The 23,620-nt window shown below is 72.2% G+C and carries 23 protein-coding genes; 12 read left to right on the top strand and 11 right to left on the bottom strand.

The window, feature by feature from the left end; genetic code table 11:
* Positions 1-194: 194 nt before the first annotated feature.
* The 3 genes from OG299_RS15915 to OG299_RS15905 form a co-directional block, all read right to left on the bottom strand.
* Positions 195-1,841, bottom strand: coding sequence for a phospho-sugar mutase (locus tag OG299_RS15915; RefSeq protein WP_266626152.1), 1,647 nt, complete (start codon positions 1,839-1,841; stop codon positions 195-197).
* A gap of 50 nt (positions 1,842-1,891) precedes the next feature.
* Positions 1,892-2,698 carry a purine-nucleoside phosphorylase gene (locus OG299_RS15910; protein WP_266626150.1) on the bottom strand — a complete coding sequence of 269 codons (807 nt, stop codon included), beginning with the start codon at positions 2,696-2,698 and terminating at the stop codon, positions 1,892-1,894.
* Positions 2,699-2,866: 168 nt separating this feature from the next.
* The gene (locus OG299_RS15905) at positions 2,867-3,304 is read right to left on the bottom strand and encodes a gamma-glutamylcyclotransferase family protein (protein WP_053786320.1); all 438 of its coding nucleotides are present in this window, start codon (positions 3,302-3,304) and stop codon (positions 2,867-2,869) included.
* Positions 3,305-3,500: 196 nt separating this feature from the next.
* Here OG299_RS15905 and OG299_RS15900 point away from each other — a divergent pair, with 196 nt between their 5' ends.
* Positions 3,501-4,940 carry an NAD(P)H-quinone dehydrogenase gene (locus OG299_RS15900; RefSeq protein WP_266626148.1) on the top strand — a complete coding sequence of 480 codons (1,440 nt, stop codon included), beginning with the start codon at positions 3,501-3,503 and terminating at the stop codon, positions 4,938-4,940.
* 211 nt (positions 4,941-5,151) lie between these two features.
* Positions 5,152-6,066, top strand: coding sequence for a DeoR/GlpR family DNA-binding transcription regulator (locus tag OG299_RS15895; protein WP_405706295.1), 915 nt, complete (start codon positions 5,152-5,154; stop codon positions 6,064-6,066).
* Between the two features lie 159 nt (positions 6,067-6,225).
* On the opposite strand, the gene OG299_RS15890 is transcribed toward OG299_RS15895, so the two are convergent.
* Complete coding sequence (locus tag OG299_RS15890; protein WP_327361824.1) at positions 6,226-7,980, bottom strand: acetyl/propionyl/methylcrotonyl-CoA carboxylase subunit alpha; 1,755 nt, start codon at positions 7,978-7,980, stop codon at positions 6,226-6,228.
* Positions 7,981-8,367: 387 nt separating this feature from the next.
* Between OG299_RS15890 and OG299_RS15885 the strand changes: the two genes are divergently transcribed.
* Positions 8,368-8,892, top strand: a complete 525-nt coding sequence (locus tag OG299_RS15885) for a hypothetical protein (protein ID WP_327361823.1) — start codon at positions 8,368-8,370, stop codon at positions 8,890-8,892.
* Here the strand turns inward: OG299_RS15885 and OG299_RS15880 are convergent.
* The 4 genes from OG299_RS15880 to OG299_RS15865 all read right to left on the bottom strand — a co-directional run bounded on the left by OG299_RS15880 (position 8,873) and on the right by OG299_RS15865 (position 11,609).
* A complete protein-coding gene (locus tag OG299_RS15880; RefSeq protein WP_266626145.1) occupies positions 8,873-9,490 on the bottom strand; it encodes a Maf family protein in 618 nt (205 codons plus the stop codon). The genes OG299_RS15885 and OG299_RS15880 overlap by 20 nt on opposite strands.
* A gap of 65 nt (positions 9,491-9,555) precedes the next feature.
* On the bottom strand, positions 9,556-9,687 hold the full coding sequence (gene mmpB / locus OG299_RS15875) for a morphogenic membrane protein MmpB (protein WP_266626144.1): 132 nt from the start codon (positions 9,685-9,687) through the stop codon (positions 9,556-9,558).
* Between the two features lie 104 nt (positions 9,688-9,791).
* On the bottom strand, positions 9,792-10,001 hold the full coding sequence (locus tag OG299_RS15870; protein WP_266626143.1) for an acyl-CoA carboxylase epsilon subunit: 210 nt from the start codon (positions 9,999-10,001) through the stop codon (positions 9,792-9,794).
* Positions 10,002-10,013: 12 nt separating this feature from the next.
* Positions 10,014-11,609 (bottom strand): acyl-CoA carboxylase subunit beta, encoded by a 1,596-nt coding sequence (locus tag OG299_RS15865; protein WP_266626142.1) that lies wholly within the window; start codon positions 11,607-11,609, stop codon positions 10,014-10,016.
* Positions 11,610-11,740: 131 nt separating this feature from the next.
* On the opposite strand from OG299_RS15865, the gene OG299_RS15860 reads away from it, so the two are divergent.
* The 5 genes from OG299_RS15860 (at position 11,741) to hutH (ending at position 17,701) form a co-directional block, all read left to right on the top strand.
* Positions 11,741-12,619, top strand: a complete 879-nt coding sequence (locus OG299_RS15860) for a biotin--[acetyl-CoA-carboxylase] ligase (RefSeq protein ID WP_266626140.1) — start codon at positions 11,741-11,743, stop codon at positions 12,617-12,619.
* 130 nt (positions 12,620-12,749) lie between these two features.
* A complete protein-coding gene (locus OG299_RS15855) occupies positions 12,750-13,934 on the top strand; it encodes an adenylate/guanylate cyclase domain-containing protein (protein WP_389589971.1) in 1,185 nt (394 codons plus the stop codon).
* Between the two features lie 24 nt (positions 13,935-13,958).
* A complete protein-coding gene (locus tag OG299_RS15850; RefSeq protein ID WP_327361822.1) occupies positions 13,959-14,741 on the top strand; it encodes an enoyl-CoA hydratase/isomerase family protein in 783 nt (260 codons plus the stop codon).
* A gap of 174 nt (positions 14,742-14,915) precedes the next feature.
* Positions 14,916-16,031 (top strand): GGDEF domain-containing protein, encoded by a 1,116-nt coding sequence (locus tag OG299_RS15845; protein ID WP_327361821.1) that lies wholly within the window; start codon positions 14,916-14,918, stop codon positions 16,029-16,031.
* 128 nt (positions 16,032-16,159) lie between these two features.
* Positions 16,160-17,701: a histidine ammonia-lyase gene (gene hutH, locus OG299_RS15840; RefSeq protein WP_266633278.1), complete on the top strand. Its 1,542-nt coding sequence runs from the start codon at positions 16,160-16,162 to the stop codon at positions 17,699-17,701.
* Positions 17,702-17,779: 78 nt separating this feature from the next.
* On the opposite strand, the gene OG299_RS15835 is transcribed toward hutH, so the two are convergent.
* A complete protein-coding gene (locus OG299_RS15835; RefSeq protein WP_327361820.1) occupies positions 17,780-18,130 on the bottom strand; it encodes a hypothetical protein in 351 nt (116 codons plus the stop codon).
* 146 nt (positions 18,131-18,276) lie between these two features.
* On the opposite strand from OG299_RS15835, the gene OG299_RS15830 reads away from it, so the two are divergent.
* From OG299_RS15830 to OG299_RS15820, 3 genes are all read left to right on the top strand, one after another.
* Complete coding sequence (locus tag OG299_RS15830) at positions 18,277-18,582, top strand: hypothetical protein (RefSeq protein WP_266626132.1); 306 nt, start codon at positions 18,277-18,279, stop codon at positions 18,580-18,582.
* A gap of 147 nt (positions 18,583-18,729) precedes the next feature.
* Positions 18,730-20,001: a L,D-transpeptidase gene (locus tag OG299_RS15825; RefSeq protein WP_266626130.1), complete on the top strand. Its 1,272-nt coding sequence runs from the start codon at positions 18,730-18,732 to the stop codon at positions 19,999-20,001.
* A 128-nt stretch (positions 20,002-20,129) separates the two neighbouring features.
* Positions 20,130-21,134: a GNAT family N-acetyltransferase gene (locus OG299_RS15820; RefSeq protein WP_327361819.1), complete on the top strand. Its 1,005-nt coding sequence runs from the start codon at positions 20,130-20,132 to the stop codon at positions 21,132-21,134.
* Here the strand turns inward: OG299_RS15820 and OG299_RS15815 are convergent.
* Entirely contained in the window at positions 21,124-22,059 is a 936-nt protein-coding gene (locus tag OG299_RS15815; RefSeq protein WP_327361818.1) for a helix-turn-helix domain-containing protein, read from the bottom strand. The two genes, OG299_RS15820 and OG299_RS15815, sit on opposite strands and share 11 nt — an antisense overlap.
* 168 nt (positions 22,060-22,227) lie before the next feature.
* On the opposite strand from OG299_RS15815, the gene OG299_RS15810 reads away from it, so the two are divergent.
* Positions 22,228-23,274 carry an NAD(P)-dependent alcohol dehydrogenase gene (locus OG299_RS15810; protein ID WP_327361817.1) on the top strand — a complete coding sequence of 349 codons (1,047 nt, stop codon included), beginning with the start codon at positions 22,228-22,230 and terminating at the stop codon, positions 23,272-23,274.
* Here OG299_RS15810 and OG299_RS15805 read toward each other — a convergent pair.
* Positions 23,241-23,618 (bottom strand): MerR family transcriptional regulator, encoded by a 378-nt coding sequence (locus tag OG299_RS15805; protein WP_266626124.1) that lies wholly within the window; start codon positions 23,616-23,618, stop codon positions 23,241-23,243. The two genes, OG299_RS15810 and OG299_RS15805, sit on opposite strands and share 34 nt — an antisense overlap.
* Positions 23,619-23,620: the final 2 nt, after the last annotated feature.

Raw genomic sequence — 23,620 nt, 5'->3', positions numbered from 1 at the left:
CCGGCCGTCATCAGGTGCGGGTAGGCGCGCCCCCGGACTCGCCCCGGGGACGCCGAAGGCCCCCCGAGCCGGAGCTCAGGGGGCCGGGCAGGGGCCGAAGCCCCTGGACTGCACCCCACGGACGGAGTCCGGTGCAGCGGCGCGAAGCGGGGAGGCCCCTCGGGGCCGAGCCGCGCGAGCGGCGCGGGAGGAAATCAGATGCCGGCGGCTGCCGACAGGTCCTTCTTGATCCCGTCCAGGATCTCCTGGCCGCGGGTGCGGGCCGGCGCGAGGTCCGCGGCGTCCGCCACCGGGACCACGACCTCCAGGTAGCACTTCAGCTTCGGCTCCGTGCCCGACGGCCGCACGATCACCCGGGCCTTGTAGTCGCCCTCCAGGTAGTAGCGCAGGCCGTCCGTGGGCGGCAGCGTCGCCGTACCCCGGTTCAGGTCCTCCGCCGAGGAGACCCGCAGGCCCGCCAGCGACACCGGCGGCTGCGCGCGCAGCGCGGCCATCGCCGAGGCGATGACCGACAGGTCCGAGACGCGGACCGACAGCTGGTCGGTGGCGTGCAGGCCGTGCTCCATCGCCAGGTCGTCGAGCAGGTCGGTCAGCGTACGGCCCTGCTCCTTGAGCTCCGAGGCCAGCTCCGCCACCAGCAGGGCGGCGGTGACGCCGTCCTTGTCGCGGACGCCCTCGGGGTCCACGCAGTAGCCGAGCGCCTCCTCGTAGCCGTAGCGCAGGCCCTCGACGCGGGCGATCCACTTGAAGCCGGTGAGGGTCTCCTCGTAGCCGACGCCCGCCGCCTCCGCGATCCGGCCCAGGAGCGAGGACGACACGATCGACTCCGCGAAGACGCCCTGCGCGCCCTTGTGGACCAGGTGGGCCGCCAGCAGCGCGCCGACCTCGTCGCCGCGGAGCATGCGCCAGCCGTCCGCGGTGGGGACGGCCACCGCGCAGCGGTCCGCGTCCGGGTCGTTCGCGATGACGATGTCCGGGTTCACCCGGGCGGCCGTCGCGAAGGCCAGGTCCATCGCGCCCGGCTCCTCCGGGTTCGGGAAGGCCACCGTCGGGAAGGCCGGGTCCGGCTCCGCCTGCTCGGCCACGAGGACCGGGGCCGGGAAGCCGGCGCGGGCGAAGGCGGCCAGGACGACGTCCTTGCCGACGCCGTGCATGGCCGTGTAGACGGTCCGCACGCCCCGGGGGGAGCCGGGGGTCAGGACGGCGTCCGTACGGGCCAGGTAGGCCTCCAGGACCTCGTCGCCGAGGTCCTCCCAGCCGGACTCCGGACGGGGGACCGAGGCGAGGGTCTCCACGCGCCCGATCTCCGCGGCGATCTCGGTGTCCGCGGGGGACACGATCTGCGAGCCGTCGCCGAGGTAGACCTTGTAGCCGTTGTCCCGGGGCGGGTTGTGGCTCGCGGTCACCTCGACGCCGGCTACGGCACCCAGGTGCCGTATGGCGTACGCGAGGACCGGCGTCGGCAGCGGGCGGGGCAGGACGGCCGCGCGCAGGCCCGCGCCGGTCATCACGGCGGCGGTGTCGCGGGCGAAGTCCGCGGACTTGTACCGCGCGTCGTAGCCGACGACGACCAGGCCGCCGGCATGGCCCTGGGCCTTCAGGTAGGCCGCGAGGCCGGCCGCGGCCCGGATGACCACCGAGCGGTTCATCCGCATCGGGCCCGCGCCGATCTCGCCGCGCAGTCCGGCCGTGCCGAACTGGAGGGTGCCGGAGAACCGGTCCGCCAGCTCCGTGACGTCCCCGGCCTCGATGAGCTTCGCGAGCTCCTCGGCCGTCTCCGGGTCCGGGTCCTCCGCCAGCCAGGCCTGGGCCCGGGTGATCAGGTCGTCCTGTTCCTGCACTACTTCCGCCTTGTCTCTCGTACGGGTTCTTCTCGTACGGTGCCGGTGCCTCAGATGCGGGCGAGGACCTGGGTCAGCAGCTTGCCCATGCGCGCGGCCGAGTCGCGGCCGGCCTGGAGCACCTCTTCGTGGTTCAGCGGCTCGCCGGACAGGCCCGCCGCCAGGTTGGTGACCAGGGAGATGCCGAGCACCTCGGCGCCGGCCTCGCGGGCGGCGATCGCCTCGAGGACCGTGGACATGCCGACCAGGTCGGCGCCCATGACGCGGATCATGTTGATCTCGGCCGGGGTCTCGTAGTGCGGGCCGGGGAACTGGACGTAGACGCCCTCTTCGAGGGTCTCGTCGATCTCCTTGCACATCGCGCGCAGGCGCGGCGAGTACAGGTCGGTCAGGTCCACGAAGTTCGCGCCGACGATCGGCGAGGCGGCCGTCAGGTTGAGGTGGTCGCTGATCAGGACGGGCTGGCCGGGCTGCATGCCCTCGCGCAGACCGCCGCAGCCGTTGGTCAGGACGATGGTCTTGCAGCCGGCGGCGACGGCGGTGCGCACGCCGTGGGCGACGGCGGCGACGCCGCGGCCCTCGTAGTAGTGGGTCCGGCCGAGGAAGAGCAGCGCACGCTTGTCGCCGATCTTGTACGAGCGGATCTTGCCGCCGTGGCCCTCGACCGCGGGCGGCGGGAAGCCGGGCAGCTCGGTGACGGGGAACTCGGCCTCGGGTGCGCCCAGCGCCTCTGCGGCGGGGGCCCAGCCGGAGCCCATGACGAGGGCGACATCGTGGGTTTCGGCGCCGGTCAGCTCACGCAGGCGGGCGGCTGCGGCGGTGGCGTCGGCGAAGGGGTCGGTAACAGATGCGTTCACGCAGACGAGCGTAGCCGAGCATTGCCTACGCGCGTAGATGGCGCAGCTCACGGTGTTCGGATCGTTGTCTTGTCGTTTCCACCGAATGGACCGCTGTCCGACGCATCGCCCGCATCGCCCGCATCGCTCGCGTGGCTCGGGAGGCTCGGGAGCTCGCGCCCGGTGGCCTCAGCAGGGGCGCTTGCGCAGTTCCATCACGTAGTCGTGCGGTGCGCCCGCCGATTCGGCCGCATCCGCGATCTCACCGAGGTAGCGCGCCGAGGGCAGGCCGCCCTCGTAGCCGTTCAGTACGTAGCACCACGCCGCCTCCTCGCCGTCCAGCGTGTGGACGCGGATCCGCATCCGGCGGTAGATGTCGAGCCCGACGCCCTCCCACCGGTCCATGGAGTCCTCGTCCAGCGGTGCGATGTCGTACAGCGCGACGAACACCTGGTGCCGCGGGGCCTCGACGATCGTGGCGAGGGCGCCCTCCCACCCCATCTGCTCACCGCCGAAGGTCAGCCGCCAGTCGTTGATCCAGCCCGTGCCGCGCAGCGGCGAATGCGGGGCGCGGCGCGTCATCAGCCGCGGGTCGAGGTTGCCGGCGTACGCGGCGTAGAGCGACATGAGGTCGAGGGTACGGGAGGGGCGGGGATGGCCGCGTGCCCGGATGGTGCCCGGACCGCGCCCGGATGGCCGGACCGGGGGAGAAGCACCTTGAAGCGTGCGGGACAATGGGGCACGGAATGCATCCCCCGGGGAGACCCCCCGGAAGCCCCGGCCGGGGCGGCAGCCGGCCGGGTAGACGTGAGGCGGAGTTTTCGTGACCCGGATCGTGATCATCGGCGGCGGACCCGGCGGGTATGAGGCGGCCCTCGTGGGGGCCCAGCTCGGCGCGGAGGTGACCGTCGTCGACTGCGACGGTCTGGGTGGCGCGTCGGTGCTGACCGACTGCGTGCCCTCCAAGACTCTCATCGCGACCGCCGAGGTCATGACGACCTTCGACTCGTCGTACGAGGAGCTCGGCATCGTCGTCGCCGACGACACCCCGCCGCTGGAGCAGGCCGCGCGCGTCGTCGGCGTGGACCTCGGCAAGGTGAACCGGCGCGTCAAGCGCCTCGCGCTCGCCCAGTCGCACGACATCACCGCCTCCGTCACCCGGGCCGGCGCCCGCGTCGTACGGGGCCGCGGCAAGCTCGGCGGCCCGCAGGGCATCGACGGCACGCGCGACGTCATCGTCACCGCCGCCGACGGCACCGAGACGATCCTGACGGCCGACGCCGTGCTGATCGCGACCGGCGGCCACCCCCGCGAGATCCCGGACGCGATGCCCGACGGCGAGCGGATCTTGAACTGGACCCAGGTCTACGACCTGGACGAGCTCCCCGAGGAGCTCATCGTGGTCGGCTCCGGCGTCACCGGCGCCGAGTTCGCCGGCGCGTACCAGGCCCTCGGCTCCCGGGTGACCCTGGTCTCCTCCCGCGACCGCGTGCTGCCCGGCGAGGACCCGGACGCGGCCGCCGTCCTCGAGGACGTCTTCCGCCGCCGCGGCATGAACGTCATCGGCCGCTCCCGCGCCGAGTCCGCCAAGCGCGTCGGCGACCGCGTCGAGGTCACCCTCTCCGACGGCCGCGTCATCACCGGCACGCACTGCCTGATGGCGGTCGGCGCGATCCCGAACACCGGGAACATGAACCTGGAGGAGTCCGGGGTCCGGCTCAAGGACTCCGGGCACATCTGGACCGACAAGGTCTCCCGTACGTCCGCGCCCGGCGTGTACGCGGCCGGCGACGTGACCGGGATCTTCGCCCTGGCGTCCGTGGCCGCCATGCAGGGGCGCATCGCGATGTACCACTTCCTCGGCGACGCGGTGACCCCGCTGAACCTGAAGACGGTCTCGTCGAACGTCTTCACCGACCCCGAGATCGCCACCGTCGGCTACACCCAGGCCGACGTGGACTCCGGCAAGATCGAAGCCCGGTGCGTGAAGCTCCCGCTGCTGCGCAACCCGCGCGCCAAGATGCAGGGCATCCGGGACGGCTTCGTGAAGCTGTTCTGCCGCCCCGGCACCGGGATCGTCGTGGGCGGCGTGGTCGTGTCGCCGCGCGCGAGCGAGCTGATCCACCCGATCTCGATCGCCGTCGACAACAACCTGACCGTCGAGCAGATCGCAAACGCGTTCACGGTGTACCCCTCGCTGTCGGGATCGATCGCCGAGGTCGCGCGCCAGCTGCACACGCGGAAGGCCGCCGGCGAGGCGTGAGAACGGCAACCGCCCCACGTCGCAAGGGGACTTGGGGCGGGCCGCCGGGGAGTGAAGAGACGTTCACTCAACCGTCCGGACGCGTATACCACTAGTCGCCCTGTTTTATGGACAACTTCGGTATTCCGGCGCAAGGAGCTGAAACAAGACGGTCGTTGGCGTTACTGTCAGTTTCGTGTTCGCTGCAGAACGTCGCCAATTGATTCTCGAAATGGTGCGGGCCAACGGAGCGGTATCGCTCCGGGAGCTCGCCCGCGTCGTCCAGACCTCCGAAGTGACCGTACGGCGGGACGTGCGGGCGCTGGAGGCAGAAGGACTCCTCGACCGCCGACACGGCGGTGCGGTTTTGCCGGGCGGTTTCACGCGGGAGTCCGGGTTTCCGCAAAAGTCACATCTCGCGACGGCGGAAAAGACCGCCATTGCCGATGTAGCGGCCGGCCTTGTCGAAGAAGGCGAGGCCGTCGTCGTCGGCGCGGGCACCACGACCCAGGAGCTGGCCCGTCGGCTCGCCCGGGTGCCCGGACTGACCGTCGTCACCAACTCGCTGCTGGTCGCGCAGGCTCTGGCCCACGCGAACCGGGTGGAGGTGGTCATGACCGGCGGGACCCTGCGGGGCTCGAACTACGCGCTGGTCGGCAGCGGTGCCGAGCAGTCCCTCCAGGGGCTGCGGGTGTCGCGGGCCTTCCTCTCCGGGAGCGGCCTGACCGCCGAGCGCGGGCTGTCCACGTCCAACATGCTCAGCGCGAGCGTGGACCGGGCGCTGGTGCAGGCCGCGGCGGAAGTGGTGGTGCTGGCCGACCATACGAAGCTCGGGACCGACACCATGTTCCAGACCGTGCCGACGGACGTGATGACCCGTCTGGTCACGGACGAGCCGCCGCCGCACGACGACCGGGCGGCGACGGAACTGCAGGCGCTCGCCGACCAGGGAGTGCAGATCACCGTGGCCGGGGCCGTGGCCTCCGGCGGTGAGGGGATGGTGGGCCGGCGCCCGCGCAGGGAGTCCCCGCTGCCGGTGCAGAGGCGTGGTGGGCCGTCGGCCCAGCTGCGCAGCGCGCCCGCCTCGCTGCTCGAGCAGCAGAACGTCGGGGACCGCCCCCGCGTCGCGGACATGAGGCGCCGCTAGCCCCCCGAACCCCCGCGCCTCACACGCCGGCGGGGCTGGAAGATCCAGCCCCGCCGGCGTGTGAGGCGCGGGGGTTCGGGGGCAGCGCCCCCGGAGCGGCGCCGCACATGAAAAACGGGGTCCCCGGGGCGGTGGCCCCGGGAACCCCGGTCAAGGACGTCAGTCCTTGATCTCGCAGATGGTGGCGCCGGAGGTGAGGCTGGCGCCGACCTCGGCCGTCAGGCCGACGATCGTCCCGGAGCGGTGCGCGTTCAGCGGCTGCTCCATCTTCATGGCCTCGAGCACGACGATCAGGTCGCCCTCGTTGACCTGCTGGCCCTCCTCGACCGCGACCTTGACGATCGTGCCCTGCATCGGGGACGCGAGGGTGTCGCCGGAGGCCGCCGGACCGGACTTCTTGGCCGCGCGGCGCTTCGGCTTGGCACCGCCGGCAGCGGCCGTGCGTGCCAGGGTCATGCCCAGCGAGGACGGCAGCGAGACCTCGAGACGCTTGCCGCCGACCTCGACGACCACCGTCTCGCGGCCCGGCTCGTCCTCGGCGTCGTCCGCGGCCGGAGCCACGAACGCCGGGATCTCGTTGACGAACTCGGTCTCGATCCAGCGGGTGTGCACCCGGAAGGGGTCCGAGGTGAACGCCGGGTCGGCGACGACCGCGCGGTGGAACGGGATGGCCGTGGCCATGCCCTCGACCTCGAACTCGGCCAGCGCGCGGGCGGCACGCTGGAGCGCCTGCTCGCGGGTGGCGCCGGTGACGATCAGCTTGGCCAGCAGGGAGTCCCAGGCCGGGCCGATGACCGAGCCGGACTCGACGCCCGCGTCCAGGCGGACACCGGGGCCCGACGGGGCGGCGAACTTCGTGACCGTGCCCGGGGCCGGCAGGAAGCCGCGGCCCGGGTCCTCGCCGTTGATGCGGAACTCGAACGAGTGGCCGCGCAGCACCGGGTCGCCGTAGCCGAGCTCCTCGCCGTCGGCGACGCGGAACATCTCGCGCACCAGGTCGATGCCGGTGACCTCTTCGGTGACCGGGTGCTCGACCTGGAGGCGGGTGTTGACCTCGAGGAAGGAGATCGTGCCGTCCGTGCCGACGAGGAACTCGACGGTGCCGGCGCCGACGTAGCCGGCTTCCTTCAGGATCGCCTTGGACGCGGCGTACAGCTCCGCGTTCTGGGCCTCGGAGAGGAACGGCGCGGGAGCCTCCTCCACCAGCTTCTGGTGGCGGCGCTGCAGCGAGCAGTCACGCGTGGAGACGACGACCACGTTGCCGTGGCTGTCGGCCAGGCACTGGGTCTCGACGTGCCGCGGCTTGTCGAGGTAGCGCTCGACGAAGCACTCGCCGCGGCCGAAGGCGGCGACGGCCTCGCGGACGGCCGAGTCGTAGAGCTCCGGCACCTCTTCGAGGGTGCGGGCGACCTTCAGGCCGCGACCGCCACCGCCGAAGGCGGCCTTGATCGCGATCGGCAGGCCGTGCTCCTTGGCGAACTCCACGACCTCGTCGGCACCCGAGACCGGGTCCGGCGTACCGGCGACCAGCGGGGCGCCGGCGCGCTGCGCGATGTGCCGGGCGGCGACCTTGTCACCGAGGTCGCGGATGGCCTGCGGCGGCGGGCCGATCCAGGTCAGGCCGGCGTCGAGCACGGCTTGAGCGAAGTCCGCGTTCTCGGAGAGGAAGCCGTATCCGGGATGGATGGCGTCCGCGCCGGAATCGGCTGCGGCCTGCAGGACCTTGGAGATGTCCAAGTAGCTGGCGGCCGGGGTGTCACCGCCCAACGCGAAAGCTTCGTCGGCCGCGCGGACATGCAGAGCGTCCCGGTCCGGATCGGCGTAGACGGCTACGCTTGCGATTCCGGCATCCCGGCAGGCCCGAGCAACGCGGACAGCGATTTCGCCACGGTTGGCGATGAGCACCTTGCGCACGATGGCTCCCTCCTTGAAACAAGCTGAGTTTAGGGACAGCCCACACGGCGTTTCGACCCTTCCCTGGTGGTGACCTTGCCCACACGCAGTGTGATTCGAGTCCACCTCCAAGGGGGAAAGCCCTTGTGGCGCCCCAGGTCAGGGGGATCCCCAACTGCACAGTAACCCCGTCATGTATCCAAGGTCTCTGTCCGCCGGGTCAGCGGCCCCCTGTGATTCTTTGTCGAGTCCCTACGAACGGCCCACACATTCTTTGCGTGTCCGCGGCCCGGGGGCCCTTCACGTAACGAAGCTGCCCGGACCCCTTGTCCGTACGTTTACCCGTTAGTAGCCTCCAGGCGTCGAACAGGCTTGTGGCCGGGGACGTGTGGGGAGGGGTGGGTCGTCGTGGGCTTCGTGCTGCGCAGACTCGTGGCCGGGCTGGCCGCGATCGTGCTCGTCGCCGAGGCGGCGGTGCTCGTTCTCGTCCACTTCGTGCTCGGCCGGACCACCCACAACCAGTCGATGTCCATCGCGGGCATGGATCCGGATGTCATGTCCCTGGCGACGTACGGGATGGGGGCCGGCATCGGCGCCTTCCTGCTCCTGTGCGCCGTACTGCTCGCCGTGGCGGCCGTACGCGACCGGCCCCCCGGGACCTTCGCCCGCATCGTGCTCGTCACCGCCGCCGTCACCCACGGCCTGCTCGGCGCCCTCGCCGTCGGCCTGGTCGGCTGGGGCGCCTTCGCGGTGATGATGCTGATCCTCTGCCTGCTCGTCCTGACCCTGATGCTCTACGCGGCCCAGGGCGGGCCCGGAGCGCCCGCAGGAGGCACCGCGGGCGAGCCGGACGGCCAGGACGGTCAGGACGTCCAGGACGTCCAGGACGCCCCGCCTCCGCCCTTCGGGGAGCTCAAGCCCACAAATCCGTGATGGACACGCCCAGTTCGGCCAGCAGGGAGCGCAGCAGCGGCATCGACAGCCCGATGACGTTCCCGTGGTCGCCGTCGATGCCCTCGATGAACGGCGCCGACAGCCCGTCCAGGGTGAACGCCCCGGCCACGTGCAGCGGCTCGCCGCTCGCCACGTACGCCGCCACCTCCGCGTCCGTCGGCTCGCCGAACCGGACCGTCGTGGAAGCCGTGGCCGAAACCTGACGCCCGGTCGCCGTGTCGATCACGCAGTGCCCGGTGCGCAGTACGCCGGCCCGCCCGCGCATCGACTTCCAGCGGGCGGTGGCCTCCTCGGCGTCCGCCGGCTTGCCGAGCGCCTCGCCGTCCAGCTCCAGCACCGAGTCGCAGCCGATCACCAGGGCGCCCGCGGCCTCGTCCAGGGCCGCCACGACCCCCGCCTTGGCCTCGGCCAGCGCCAGCGCCAGCTCGGCCGGGCTCTCCGCGCTGAGGGCGTCCTCGTCGAAGTTGCTGACGATCACGTGCGGGGCCAGCCCGGCCTGCCGCAGCAGGTTGAGCCGGGCGGGTGAGGCGGAGGCGAGAACGAGGGCGTGGGCCTTGGCCTGGGCAGCAGCAGTCATGCCGCCATCGTAGGGGCGGGAATCCGGCGCCCGGCACGCACCGGGACACCCCCGGAAACCCCCGCCTAGAAGCCCACGCCCAGCACGTACACGACCACCAGCATCGCGAGGACCACCACCAGGGTCATCCGCCGGACCATCGCCTGCGCGTCGCGCATGTCCTTAGGCGGCTCGTTCTTCGGGTCTGACCAGAGCATGCCTCGATCCTGGCCCTGGAGACCGGAGCGGCGCCTGAGTACGCGTACTCAGGCGCCACGGTCCGTTCACGCCATCTTCACGTCCGGAGGGACGCTTGGACGGCCTAGCCGGGCCAGTACGTACGGGCCCACGCGCGCGGCCCCGGCTGCGGCAGCGTCCGCCGGGCCACCCGGGCCGGCGCCGACCATGCGTCCGCCACCCGCGGCGCGTCCGACGGTGCCGAGGCCAGCACCGCCGCGCGCGCTTGGACCACCGCCAGTGCGGCGGCCAGCTCCTCGGGCGTCGGATTCCCCTTGACGACCTTGATCACCACAGGACTGACCTCCTACAGGGGGATGTTGCCGTGCTTCTTCGGGGGCAGGGACTCGCGCTTGGTGCGCAGCTGGCGCAGCCCCTTGACCACGTGGGCCCGCGTCTCGGACGGCATGGTCACCGCATCGATGTAACCGCGCTCGGCGGCCGTGTACGGGTTCAGCAGCGCGTCCTCGTACTCGGCGATGAGCCGCGCCCGGGTCTCCTCGGCGTTGCCCGCCTCCTCCGCCTCGGCGATGGCACGGCGGTGCAGGATGTTGACCGCGCCCTGCGCGCCCATGACGGCGATCTGGGCGGTCGGCCAGGCCAGGTTCAGGTCCGCGCCGAGGTGCTTGGAGCCCATGACGTCGTACGCGCCGCCGAACGCCTTGCGGGTGATGACGGTGATCAGGGGGACGGTGGCCTCGGCGTACGCGTAGATCAGCTTCGCGCCGCGCCGGATGATTCCGTTGTACTCCTGGTCCGTGCCCGGCAGGAAGCCCGGCACGTCCACGAACGTCAGCACCGGGATGTTGAAGGCGTCGCAGGTCCGCACGAAGCGGGCGGCCTTCTCGGAGGCGTTGATGTCCAGGCAGCCGGCGAACTGCATCGGCTGGTTGGCGACGATGCCCACCGGGTGGCCCTCGACCCGGCCGAAGCCGGTGAGGATGTTCGGCGCGAAGAGCGACTGGGTCTCCAGGAACTCCGCGTCGTCGAGCACGTGCTCGATCACGGTGTGCATGTCGTACGGCTGGTTCGCGCTGTCCGGGATCAGGACGTCGAGCTCGCGGTCGGCCTCGGTGACCTCGGTGTCCGCCTCCTCGGGGAAGGCGGGCGGCTCGGAGAGGTTGTTCGACGGCAGGTACGCCAGGAGGTTCTTGACGTACTCGATGGCGTCCTTCTCGTCCCCGGCCATGTGGTGGGCCACACCCGAGGTGGAGTTGTGGGTGCGGGCGCCGCCCAGCTCCTCGAAGCCCACGTCCTCGCCGGTGACCGTCTTGATGACGTCCGGGCCGGTGATGAACATGTGCGAGGTCTGGTCGACCATCACGGTGAAGTCGGTGATGGCGGGGGAGTACACGGCGCCGCCGGCGCAGGGCCCGACGATCAGGCTGATCTGCGGGATCACGCCGGAGGCGTGGACGTTGCGGCGGAAGATCTCGCCGTACATGCCCAGCGCGCTGACACCCTCCTGGATGCGGGCGCCGCCGGAGTCGTTGATGCCGACGAGCGGGCAGCCGGTCTTCAGCGCGAAGTCCATGACCTTCATGATCTTCTGGCCGTAGACCTCGCCGAGGGCTCCGCCGAATACGGTGAAGTCCTGCGAGAACACGGCCACCGGGCGGCCGTCCACCGTGCCGTAGCCGGTGACGACGCCGTCGCCGTAGGGGCGGGTCTTCTCCAGCCCGAAGTTGGTCGACCGGTGCCGGGCGAACTCGTCGAGCTCGACGAAAGACCCCTCGTCCAGCAGCAGGGCGACCCGCTCACGTGCCGTCAGCTTCCCCTTGGCGTGCTGCTTCTCCACCGCGCGCGCTGACCCGGCGTGAGTGGCTTCGTCGATGCGGCGCTGCAGGTCCGCGATCTTGCCCGCGGTCGTGTGCATGTCGATCGGCTCTGAGGGTTGTGACATCGGGGTCGCGGCTCCCTGTGTGGTGTCAACTGCCTGGTCAATTGATTGACTACTGCTGGCTACTGGTGCGTAGCGTATCGGCGGGCATGGCGCTCGGCAGTGCGGCGTTTGACACACCTACTGTGGGTTGCATGACGCCATCAGATGCATCAGGAGGCGCTCCGTCCGGAGCCTCCGCCGGCCGCTGGTCGAGCCTCGACCGGCCGCCGCTGAACGCCGCCGTGCTGGAGCGGGCCCTCGTCGGGGACGGGGGGCTGTGGTCCTCGGTCGAGGTGGTCGCCGCCACCGGGTCCACCAACACCGATCTCGCGGCCCGGGCCGGGCAGCTGCCCGAGGGGGCCGTGCTGGTCGCCGAGGAGCAGACCGCCGGGCGCGGGCGGCTCGACCGGAGCTGGGTCGCGCCGGCCCGTTCCGGGCTGTTCTTCTCCGTCCTGCTCAAGCCGGGCGACTCCGTACCGCAGGAGCGGTGGGGGTGGCTGACCCTGCTGGCCGGGGTGGCCGCCGCGACCGGGGTGTCCCGGGCCGCCGGGGTGGACACGGCCCTCAAATGGCCCAACGACCTGCTGATCACCGTGGACGGGGAGGAGCGCAAGACCGGCGGCATCCTCGCCGAGCGGGTCAGCGACGGCGTGGTGCTCGGGATCGGGCTCAACGTCACCCTGACCGAGGACGAGCTGCCCGTGCCGGAAGCCGGGTCGCTGATCCTCGCCAAGGCCGCCGTGACGGACCGGGAGCCCCTGCTGAAGGCCGTACTGCGGTCCCTGGAGCACTGGTACGGGGAGTGGCGGGCGGCGGGCGGCGACCCGGCCGCCAGCGGGCTCCAGGAGGCGTACGCGGCGGACTGCGTCACGCTCGGCCGGCACGTACGGGCGGACCTGCCCGGCGGCCGCACGCTCACCGGGACGGCCGAAGCGGTGGACGCGGACGGCCGGCTCGTCGTACGGACCGCCGAGGACCGGCACGAGACCGTGGGGGCCGGGGACGTGGTGCACCTGAGGTCGGTGCGGTAGCCCGGCCGCAGCTGCAGGGAGTGGGGAGTGAGCTACGGCACACCTGCCGTATGGTTTAGGCGATCCCGGTCCTCCCGGCGATCACCCGGTTCGGCAGGGCAGTGCGCACGGAATGGACAGGAGGCGGCCCTTGACCGTCGACGACTCTACGTCCGGCGCGTCCGCCCCCCGGCCCGGCGGCCCGGGGCCCACCGGCTCGGGGCCCACCGGTCCGGGCACGCCGATCGGGCGCGACCAGCACACTCCCCACCACGAGGTCGACCACACCGCTCAGCCGACGGCGGACCCGCTCGCCATCCGGCTGGAGCAGCTGATCCTGGGCGCGGAGCGCCGGTACACCCCCTTCCAGGCGGCCCGCAGCGCCGGCGTGTCGATGGAGCTCGCCTCCCGCTTCTGGCGGGCCATGGGCTTCGCGGACATCGGGCAGGCCAGGGCCCTGACGGAGGCGGACGTACTGGCGCTGCGCCGGCTCGCCGGCCTCGTCGAGGCCGGGCTGCTGAGCGAACCGATGGCCGTGCAGGTGGCCCGGTCCACGGGGCAGACCACCGCCCGGCTGGCGGAATGGCAGATCGATTCCTTCCTGGAGGGTCTGACGGAGCCGCCGGAGCCGGGAATGACCCGTACGGAGGTCACGTACCCGCTGGTCGAGCTGCTGCTGCCGGAGCTCGAGGAGTTCCTCGTCTACGTGTGGCGCCGCCAGCTGGCGGCGGCCACCGGCCGGGTCGTGCAGGTGGCGGACGACGAGGAGATGGTCGACCGGCGGCTCGCGGTGGGCTTCGCGGACCTCGTCGGCTTCACCCGGCTGACGCGGCGGCTGGAGGAGGAGGAGCTCGGCGAGCTCGTCGAGTCCTTCGAGACGACCTCGGCGGACCTGGTGGCCGCGCACGGCGGCCGACTGATCAAGACGCTCGGCGACGAGGTGCTGTACTGCGCCGACGACGCGGCGACGGCGGCGGAGATCGCGCTGCGGCTGATCGAGACGATGGAAGCCGATGCCCAGATGCCGGAGCTGCGCGTCGGCATAGCGTTCGGGACGGTGACGACCCGGATGGGCGACGTCTTCGGAACCACCGTGAACCTGGCCTCGCGCCTGACGTCGATAGCGCCGAAGGACGCGGTGCTGGTCGACGGGGCGATGGCGGAGGAGCTGGGGCGGACGGGCGCGGCGCCGGTCTCGGAGAAGGAGGCCGAGGCCGAGGAGGGCGGCGGGGCGTACCGCTTCGCACTCCAGCCGATGTGGCAGCGGCCGGTGCGCGGGCTCGGGGTCGTGGAGCCCTGGTCGCTGACGCGGCGGAAGCCTAAGATCCCCGGGTAACGTTCGTTAACCGGGAGGGTCTCTGTGTCTGAGTTCGTGGCTGTGCGCCGGCATGAGGACGGGGTCGCGGAGCTGGTCCTGGACCGGCCGAAGGCGATGAACGCGGTGTCGACGGACATGGCGCGGGCCATCGGCGACACGTGCGCGGAGCTCGCGGCGGACGCGTCGGTACGGGTGGTCGTGCTCTCGTCGGCGGCGGAGCGGGCGTTCTGCGTCGGGGCCGACCTCAAGGAGCGCAACTCCCTGTCGGACGCCGAGCTGGTGCAGCAGCGGCCGACCACGCGGGGCGCGTACGGAGGCGTGCTGGAGCTGCCGATGCCGACGATCGCGGCGGTGCACGGCTTCGCGCTGGGCGGCGGCTTCGAGCTGGCGCTCGCGTGCGACGTGATCGTGGCCGACGAGACGGCGGTGGTCGGCCTGCCGGAGGTCTCCGTGGGCGTGATCCCGGGCGGCGGCGGCACGCAGCTGCTGCCGCGGCGCGTGGGCGCTGCGCGGGCGGCGGAACTGATCTTCACGGCGCGCCGGGTGGAGGCGGCGGAGGCACTGTCCCTGGGCCTGGTGGACTCGGTGGTCCCGGCGGGCACGGACCGGGACGAAGCCCTAGCCCTCGCGGCCCGGATGGCGGCGAACTCCCCGGTGGGGCTGCGGGCGGCGAAGCGGGCCCTGCGGCTGGGGCACGGGATGGACCTGACGGCCGGCCTGGAGATCGAGGACGCGGCCTGGCGGACGGTGGCCTTCTCGGGGGACCGCGCCGAGGGCGTGGCGGCGTTCAACGAGAAGCGCCGCCCGAACTGGCCGGGCCGCTAGGCGGTCCCATGGGGGCAGCGGCCCCCCGCGGGGCGGGTTCGGTCGAGCGGCCGCAGCCGAACCCTGCCCCGCAGCCGAACCCGGCCCCGCCGGGGTCCACGGGCCGGGCCGGAAACGGGGCTGCCGGAGACGGCGATCGTCGGCAAATCTGACAAAACTCCCTAACCTGGGGTGATGGGAGTCGACGGGCGGCTGCGAGCCGTCGTGGGCCTGGCGCAGGCCATGGCCGCCGCATGCGCGCCGCGGGACAGTGTCCGGGCGGCCGCCCGCGGGGCCCGCCTCGCGATGGACGGCTCGTTCGCCGCGATCTCCGCGTGGGAGCGCGAGCGGGGCCGGCTGCGGGTCCTCGTGAACGAGGGGGAGCTGCGGGCCGGGGAGGAGACGTTCCCCGAGGACGAGTCGTACCCCGTCCACGACTTCCCCGAGATCACCGAGTTCCTGCACGAGCGCTGGGTCGGCGGCAGCGGCCCGCACGCCTGGGTGGAGAGCGCCGGCGGCGGCCGACCGGGGCGGCGCGGCGAGGCCCTGCGCCGCCGCGGCCGCGGCACCTGCGTCGTCGCGCCCATCGTGCTCAGCGGGCGCGCCTGGGGTGAGCTGTACGTCGCCCGCGACGACGGCCTGCCCGACTTCGACGAGGACGACGCCGAGTTCGCGACCGTCCTGGCCGCCGTCGTCGCTGCCGGGCTCGCGCAGAACGAGAGGCTCGAAGAGGCCCGGCGGCTCGCCTTCACCGATCCGCTGACCGGCCTGGCCAACCGCCGCGCCGTCGACATGCGGCTCGACGAGGCCCTCGAGGAGCACCGGCGCAGCGCCGCCGTGGTCAGTCTCGTCGTATGCGACCTGAACGGGCTCAAGAAGGTCAACGACACCCTGGGGCACGCCATGGGTGACCGGCTGCTGGAGCGGTTCGGGTCCGTGCTCAGCCTCTGCGGGGCCATGCTGCCCGGCGCCCTCGTGGCCCGGCTCGGCGGCGACGAGTTCTGCCTGGTGAGCGTCGGGCCCTCCGCCGACGAGGTGGTGCGGGTGACCGAGGGGCTGTGCCTGCGCGCCGCCGAGCTGGAGCTCGGGGAGGGTGTGGCCTGCGGGGTTGCGTCCACCGGGGACCCGATCGGGCTCGTGAAGTCCTCCCGGCGGCTGTTCCGGCTGGCCGACGCCGCCCAGTACAAGGCCAAGGCCGCCCGCTCGCCGAAGCCCGTCGTCGCAGGCCGGGACACCGCCGTCGTCCGGATGGCCGATGCCGCCCAGGACGAGGCGGCCGGCGAGCGCCGCCGCTTCCGCGGCCGGGCGTAGGCCGGGCGTAGGCCGGGCGTAGGCCGGGCGTGGGCCGGGTGTGGGCCTTGTGGCGGAGGCGTAAGGGGCCCTCGTGAAACTTGCTAGTGACATGAAGCGATTCAGTCCGTAGGCTGCTGAATATGGATATGCACACTGTCGTGGTGGGGACGTCCGGGACCACCGCCGAGGACGTCATCGCCGTCGCCCGCGGCAACGCGCGGATCGAGCTGTCCGGCGAGGCGCTCGACGCCCTCGCCCGCGCCCGCGAGATCGTCGATGCCCTCGCCGCCAAGCCCGAACCCGTCTACGGGGTGTCCACCGGCTTCGGCGCCCTCGCCTCCCGGCACATCAGCCCCGAGCTGCGCGCCCAGCTGCAGCGCAACATCGTCCGCTCGCACGCCGCCGGCATGGGCCCGCGCGTCGAGCGGGAGGTCGTGCGCGCTCTGATGTTCCTGCGCCTGAAGACCGTCGCCTCCGGGCACACCGGCGTCCGGCCGTCCGTCGCGCAGACGATGGCCGACGTGCTCAACGCCGGCATCACGCCCGTCGTCCACGAGTACGGCTCGCTCGGCTGCTCCGGCGACCTCGCGCCGCTCTCGCACTGCGCGCTCACCCTGATGGGCGAAGGCGACGCCGAGGGTCCGGACGGGGTCGTGCGCCCCGCCGGAGAGCTGCTCGCCGAGGCCGGGATCCAGCCGGTCGTGCTGAAGGAGAAGGAGGGCCTCGCCCTCCTCAACGGCACCGACGGCATGCTCGGCATGCTGGTCATGGCCCTCGCCGACCTCGACAAGCTGTACAAGTCCGCCGACATCACCGCCGCGCTGACCCTCGAGGCGCTCCTCGGCACCGAGAAGGTGCTGGCGCCCGAGCTGCACGCCATCCGCCCGCACCCGGGCCAGGGCGCCTCCGCCGCGAACATGGCCGCCGTCCTGAAGGACTCCGGGCTCACCGGGCACTTCCAGGAGGAGTCCGCCCCGCGCGTGCAGGACGCGTACTCGGTGCGCTGCGCCCCGCAGGTCGCCGGCGCGGGCCGCGACACCATGGCGCACGCCGCCCTGGTCGCCTCGCGCGAGCTGGCCTCCTCGGTCGACAACCCGGTGGTGCTGCCCGACGGGCGCGTGGAGTCCAACGGCAACTTCCACGGCGCGCCGGTCGCGTACGTCCTGGACTTCCTGGCCATCGCGGCGGCCGACCTCGGCTCCATCGCCGAGCGCCGCACCGACCGGCTGCTCGACAAGAACCGCTCGCACGGCCTGCCGCCGTTCCTGGCGGACGACGCCGGTGTCGACTCCGGTCTGATGATCGCCCAGTACACGCAGGCCGCCCTGGTCAGCGAGATGAAGCGGCTGGCCGTCCCCGCCTCCGCCGACTCGATCCCCTCCTCCGCCATGCAGGAGGACCACGTCTCGATGGGCTGGTCGGCCGCGCGCAAGCTCCGTACCGCCGTCGACAACCTGACCCGCATCATCGCGATCGAGATGTACGCGGCCACCCGGGCCATCGAGCTGCGCCACGGGCTCACCCCGGCCCCGGCCAGCCGGGCGGCCATCGCGGCGGCTCGGGCGGCCGGCGTGGAGGGTCCCGGGCCGGATCGTTTCCTCGCCCCCGACCTGGCGGCCGCCGACGCGTTCGTCCGTGCGGGCGGCCTCGTGGCCGCGGTGGAGCCGGTGACGGGTCCGCTGGCCTAGCCGTACTGCTGAAGCGAAGGGCCGGCCCCGGGGATCGTCTCCCGGGGCCGGCCCTTCGGTGTGTCTGCGCGTACGGGGCTACGTGCGCGAGCGGTGTACGGAGAAGGTGACGAACCCGGCCCCGAGGCCCAGGCAGAGCGTGCCGCCCAGCAGGTAGGGGGTGGTGTCGATCCCGCCGGTGTCGGCGAGCCCGAGGGACACCTGGCCGGCGGTCTGCGGGGAGGCGCCCGCGGGATCGGCCTCGAGCGTCGTCACCGATCCGGGCCCGGGCGCGTTCGCGGACTCGGGCGCGGCGGAACCGGAATCGGACGCCGTGGAATCGGGCGCCGCGGACCCCGGTGCGGTGGCGTTGGCCGAGGGTACGAACCACAGGGCGGCGAGAAGGGTGGTCGCTCCGAGAGCGGTGAGCAGCGGTCGACGTGCGGACACGGTGCGATCCCCCTTGCGGAAGCAGCGAATTGGCCGTGTGCGGTGATGCTACGGACAAGGGCGGGTCGTGGGAAAGTCGGGGCTTCCTCGGGCTTAGTCTCCGTCGTATGAACCCTTCTGACACATCACGATACGTACGGCTTCGGGTGGATTTGGTACTGGAGGTGCCCGACCCCGAGGCGCTGACCGGAGCCGCGCTCGAGCACATCGAGGCCGACGAGTTCATGCCGGACGAGGAGCGCGGCCACGCCGAGTCGGCCGTACGGGAGGACGAGTCGGAGGCGCTCGCGTACCTCGTCGACCCCACTGACCTGGTCGCGGACATCCCCGGCGTGGAGCTGGCGCAGGCCTCCTGGAGCAGTGAGCCCGTCGAATACGACCCCGAGTCCATGGAGTGGGACCTGGGCGAGGAAGATGGGGACTTCGACGAAGAGACGACCGACAACGCCTGACCGTGTGGTTGCACACATTCAAACGGAATGTGGAACCGATCCGGGCCTTCAACGCGTTGACTGGTGCGAGGCAGGGGGCGTGTCTCCCTGCCTTGATCGGGGCACCGCCCGGCGGCAGCCGGGGGAAGCTCGGGGGTTCAGGCAACGATGGAGTGGCGTGTGAGGACGGACAAGAAGCGGCGGAGAAGGTCCCTCGTGGCCATATCCGCCGTACTCGGTGGCGTGCTGGTGCTCTCGGCGTGCGGCGGTGGCGACGACAAGCCCAAGGGCGGCGGGGACGGGAGCAACAAGTCGCAGTCGGACGTGGACGCGGCCGCGGCCAAGGACGCCTCCAAGGCCAAGATAACGATCACGCCCAAGGACGGCGCGACCAACGTCGGCCTGAACGACGCGACCAACGTCGCCGTCGCCGACGGCACCCTCACGGCGGTCGAGCTGAAGACCTCCGAGGGCGCGGCCGTGGCCGGCAAGATAGCCGCCGACGGCAAGAGCTGGAAGCCGGACGCCGCGCTGAAGCGCTCCACGAAGTACGCCCTGTCGGCCACCGCCAAGGACGAGGCCGGCAAGGAAGCGCACGAGAACACCTCCTTCACCACCGTCTCCCCGGAGAACAGCTTCGTCGGCTCGTTCATACCGGACGACGGCCAGACCGTCGGCGTGGGCATGCCGGTCTCGATCACCTTCAACAAGGCGATCAAGGACCAGAAGGCGGTCCAGGCGGCCATCACCGTCACCTCCAGCAGCGGCCAGGAGGTCGTCGGCCACTGGTTCAGCGCCCAGCGCCTGGACTTCCGCCCCGAGCAGTACTGGCAGGCCGGCTCCACCGTCACGCTGAAGCTGGCGCTGGAAGGGGTGCAGGGCGCCCCCGGCGTCCAGGGCGTGCAGAACAAGACCGCCACCTTCAAGATCGGCCGCAGCCAGGTCTCCACGGTCGACGCGAAGACCAAGAAGATGACGGTCACCCGGGACGGCGCGGTCCTCAAGACCATCCCGATCTCGGCGGGCTCCCCGGACAACCCGACGTACAACGGCCAGATGGTGATCTCCGAGAAGTTCAAGGAGACCCGGATGGACGGTTCCACCGTCGGCTTCAAGAACAGCGAAGGCAAGGGCGAGTACGACATCAAGGACGTCCCGCACGCGATGCGGCTGTCCCAGTCGGGCACGTTCATCCACGGCAACTACTGGGGATCGGACTCGATCTTCGGCAGCGTGAACACGAGCCACGGCTGTGTCGGTCTGAACGACGCCCAGGGCGCCAACGACCCGAACCAGCCGGCGGCCTGGTTCTTCGACAACTCGCTCATCGGTGACGTGGTCACGGTGGTCAACTCGCCGGACAAGACCATCAAGCCGGACAACGGCCTCAACGGCTGGAACATGAGCTGGGCGGACTGGAAGGCCGGCACCGCCTCCTAACCTCCTGACCTGGGACTTCTGGTCCCGACCGAACCCCGCCGATGGCGGGGAGCCCCTGACGGAGGCTCCCCGCCATCGGCTGTTTTTCCAGGGGCCAAGCGCCCCTTTCAGGGGCTAAGGTCCCGATCATGCCCCAGCCCCTTGCTCCCACCCAGCTCTCCGTGCCGCCGACCGACGCCGAGGTCGACGCCTGGGCGGCGGTACTGACCGCTGCCCACGCCGCCGACCTGCCCGGCGTGCCCGTACCGACCCGGGTGGAGATCGCGGGGCGGCTGCGCGTGGCGCCGACCACCGGCCGCTTCGCGCACTTCGCGGCGGACGGGGGCGTGGCGAGCCTGCTCCTGTTCACGGACGCCGGCAATGCGCACACCGCCTCGCTGGACGTGCTGCAGGTACGTCCGGACGCGCGGCGGCGGGGGACCGGCACGGCCCTGTGGCACCGGGTCCGCGAGGAACTGCTGGCCCGGGGCCGCACCTCGGTCTCCACGATGGCCGACCTGGGCGGGGCGGGGCAGGCGTTCGCCGAGTCGCTGGGCTTCGAGAACGTGCTGCCGCTCGCCTGGTACGTGCAGGACGTGCGGGACGTGCGGGACGTGCGGGACGTGCGGGACGCGGCGGCGGGGCCGGCCGCCACGGAGCCCGAACTCCCGGCGGGCTACGAGCTGGTGTGCTGGGAAGGCCTGGTCCCGGACGCGTGGGTGGCCGCGGCCGCCGTCGCCCACGGGTCGATGGAGGACGCGCCGACCGGGGACATGGACGAGCAGCCCCCGGCCTGGACCCCGCAGCGCCTGCACACGGTGCAGCGGCTGGTCCTGGACCGCGGCGGCCGGATGGTCATGGTCGCGGCGGTGACCCCCGCCGGCGAGGTGGCCGCGTACACGTCCCTGGTGCTCCCGGACCCGGCCGCCCTGCGCGCCCTCCAGTACGACACGGTGGTCGTCCCCGCCCACCGCGGCCGCGGCCTCGGACGCACGGTCAAACTCCACATGCTGGGGGAGGCCACGGCCCGCTTCCCCGCCCTCCGCGAGATCGCCACCTCGGTGGCGGACGAGAACACTCCGATGCGCGCGGTGAACGCCGCCCTGGGCTACCGCCGCGAACGCGCGGCGGCCATCTTCCAGATCAAGCTGTAGCCCCGTCCGCGTCCGCCGGGGCCGGGGCGGAGGAGGCCGAAGGGATCGCCGGGGCGGAGGGGCCGGAAGGGGCCGACGGGGCCGACCACGAGGCCAGCAGGCGCAGCGCGTCCGCCGAGGGCGAGCCCGCAGCGGCGTGGAAGGTCACCAGGAACTGCGCCGAGTCGTCCGGCAGCGCCAGGGTCTCGAAGGCCAGGTCCAGCTCACCCACCAACGGGTGCCGCAGCCGCTTCACCCCGTGCGTCTTGTTGTCCGCCACCGTGTGCGCCGCCCACAGCCGCCGGAACTCCTCGTTCTTCACCGACAGCTCCCCGACCAGCGCGGAAAGCTGCTCGTCCTCCGGGTGCTGGCCCGCGTACATGCGCAGGTTGCTCACCACCTCGCAGGCCCGGCACTCCCACTCCACGTACAGCTCGGCCGTCGCCGGGTCCAGGAACACCTGCCGCACGAGGTTCCGCTCCTGCGGCGGCAGCGCCCCGAAATCGCCGAACACCGCGGCCGCCAGCCCGTTCCAGCCGATCACGTCCTGACGCCGCCCCACCAGATACGCCGGCACGCCCTCCATCGCGTCCAACAGCGTCCGCAGCTCCGGGCGGACGTGCTGCGCCCGGTGCTGCCTGCCGCGGTGCCTGCGGGGCCGGGGGCTGGCCAGGTGGTTCAAGTGGGCCGTCTCCGTGCCGTCCAGGTGCAGGGCGCGGGCGATGGCGTCCAGCACCTCCGCCGACACGTTCTGTCCGTGCCCCTGCTCGAGCCGCGTGTAGTACGCCACCGAGACGCCCGCCAGCTGCGCCAACTCCTCGCGGCGCAGCCCGGGCACGCGGCGGTGACGCCCGTAGTCCGGCAGGCCCACGTCCGCGGGGCGCAGCCGCGCACGGCGGGAACGGAGGAACTCGCCCAGTTCGGCACGCTGATCAAGCTGGTCCATGACGCCAGTATCGCCGGGCGGCCCGCGCGGCGCGGTCGTGTTCCTGACCCCGTCAGGGGTAGGACCGCCAGTCGTAGGCAGGGCAGGGGTCTGGGTGGCGGCGGCCCGGTCCGCCATCGTTGCTCGCACCGCACAGGGTCCGCAGCAGCGTTCGAGGAGTCTTCACCCATGTCCGTCACCCAGGTCGCCGCATACGCCGCCCCCGCCGCGAAGGCCCCGCTGGAGCGCACCACCGTCCCGCGCCGCCCCGTCGGCGAGCACGACGTCCTCATCGAGATCAAGTACGCCGGCATCTGCCACTCCGACATCCACCAGGTCCGCGACGGCTGGGGCGAGGGCATCTACCCCATGGTCCCGGGCCACGAGATAGCCGGTGTCGTCACCGAAGCCGGACCGGGGGTCACGAGGTTCGCGGTCGGCGACCACGTCGGCGTCGGCTGCTTCGTCGACTCCTGCCGGGCGTGCGAGTACTGCCTGCGCGGGCAGGAGCAGTACTGCGCGCACGGCATGACCGGCACGTACAACGCCCGCGACAAGAAGGGCGACCCGACGTACGGCGGCTACTCCACGCACGTCGTCGTCGACGAGAACTACACCGTCCGCATCCCCGACGGCCTCGACCTCGCCGCCGCCGCCCCGCTGCTGTGCGCCGGGATCACCCTCTACTCCCCGCTCAAGCACTGGCAGGCGGGCCCGGGCAAGAAGGTCGCGATCGTCGGTCTCGGCGGCCTCGGCCACATGGGCGTCAAGATCGCGGCCGCGCTCGGCGCGGAGGTCACCGTCCTCTCCCAGTCCCTGCGCAAGCAGGAGGACGGCCTGCGGCTCGGCGCCGCGCACTACTACGCCACGAGCGACGAGACCACCTTCGAGAAGCTGGCCGGCAGCTTCGACCTGGTCATCTCGACCGTCTCGGCCCCGCTCGGCCTCGACACGTACCTCGACCTGCTGAAGGTCGACGGCGCGTTGGTCAACGTCGGCGCCCCGGAGGAGGCGGTCGAGCTGAACCTGTTCTCCGTCATCACCGGCCGCAAGACCCTCGCCGGCTCGATGATCGGCGGCATCGCCGAGACGCAGGAGATGCTGGACTTCTGCGCCGAGCACGGCCTCGGCTCGGAGATCGAACTGATCCGCGCCGAGCAGATCAACGAGGCGTACGAGCGCGTCCTGGCCAGCGACGTCCGCTACCGCTTCGTCATCGACGCGTCGACGATCTGACCGGCCCGCTCCAGCGCGGCGGCGAGCCGGTCCCGGGTCGCCGTCTGCACGGCGATCCGCGCCTCCAGGACCGCGAGCCGCTCCCGGGCCACCGCCAGTCCCTTCGGGCCCGGCGGCCCGGCGGCCACGTCACCGTCCAGGCAGTCCAGGAAGACCCGTACGTCGTCCAGCGTCAGCCCCGCGTCCAGCAGGGTCCGGATGTTGCGGACCCGTACGGCGGCCCCGGCGTCGTAGACGCGGTAGCCGTTGGGGGTCCGCCCGCAGGAGATCAGCCCGGCCTGCTCGTAGTGGCGCAGGGCGCGCGGGGTGGTCCCGGTCGCCTCCGCGAGTTCCCCGATCAGCATGC

The organism is Streptomyces sp. NBC_01296 (assembly GCF_035984415.1).
Lineage (GTDB): Bacteria > Actinomycetota > Actinomycetes > Streptomycetales > Streptomycetaceae > Streptomyces.
The sequence above is the reverse complement of the archived record's forward strand: the minus strand, read 5'-3'. Positions and strand labels throughout refer to the sequence as shown.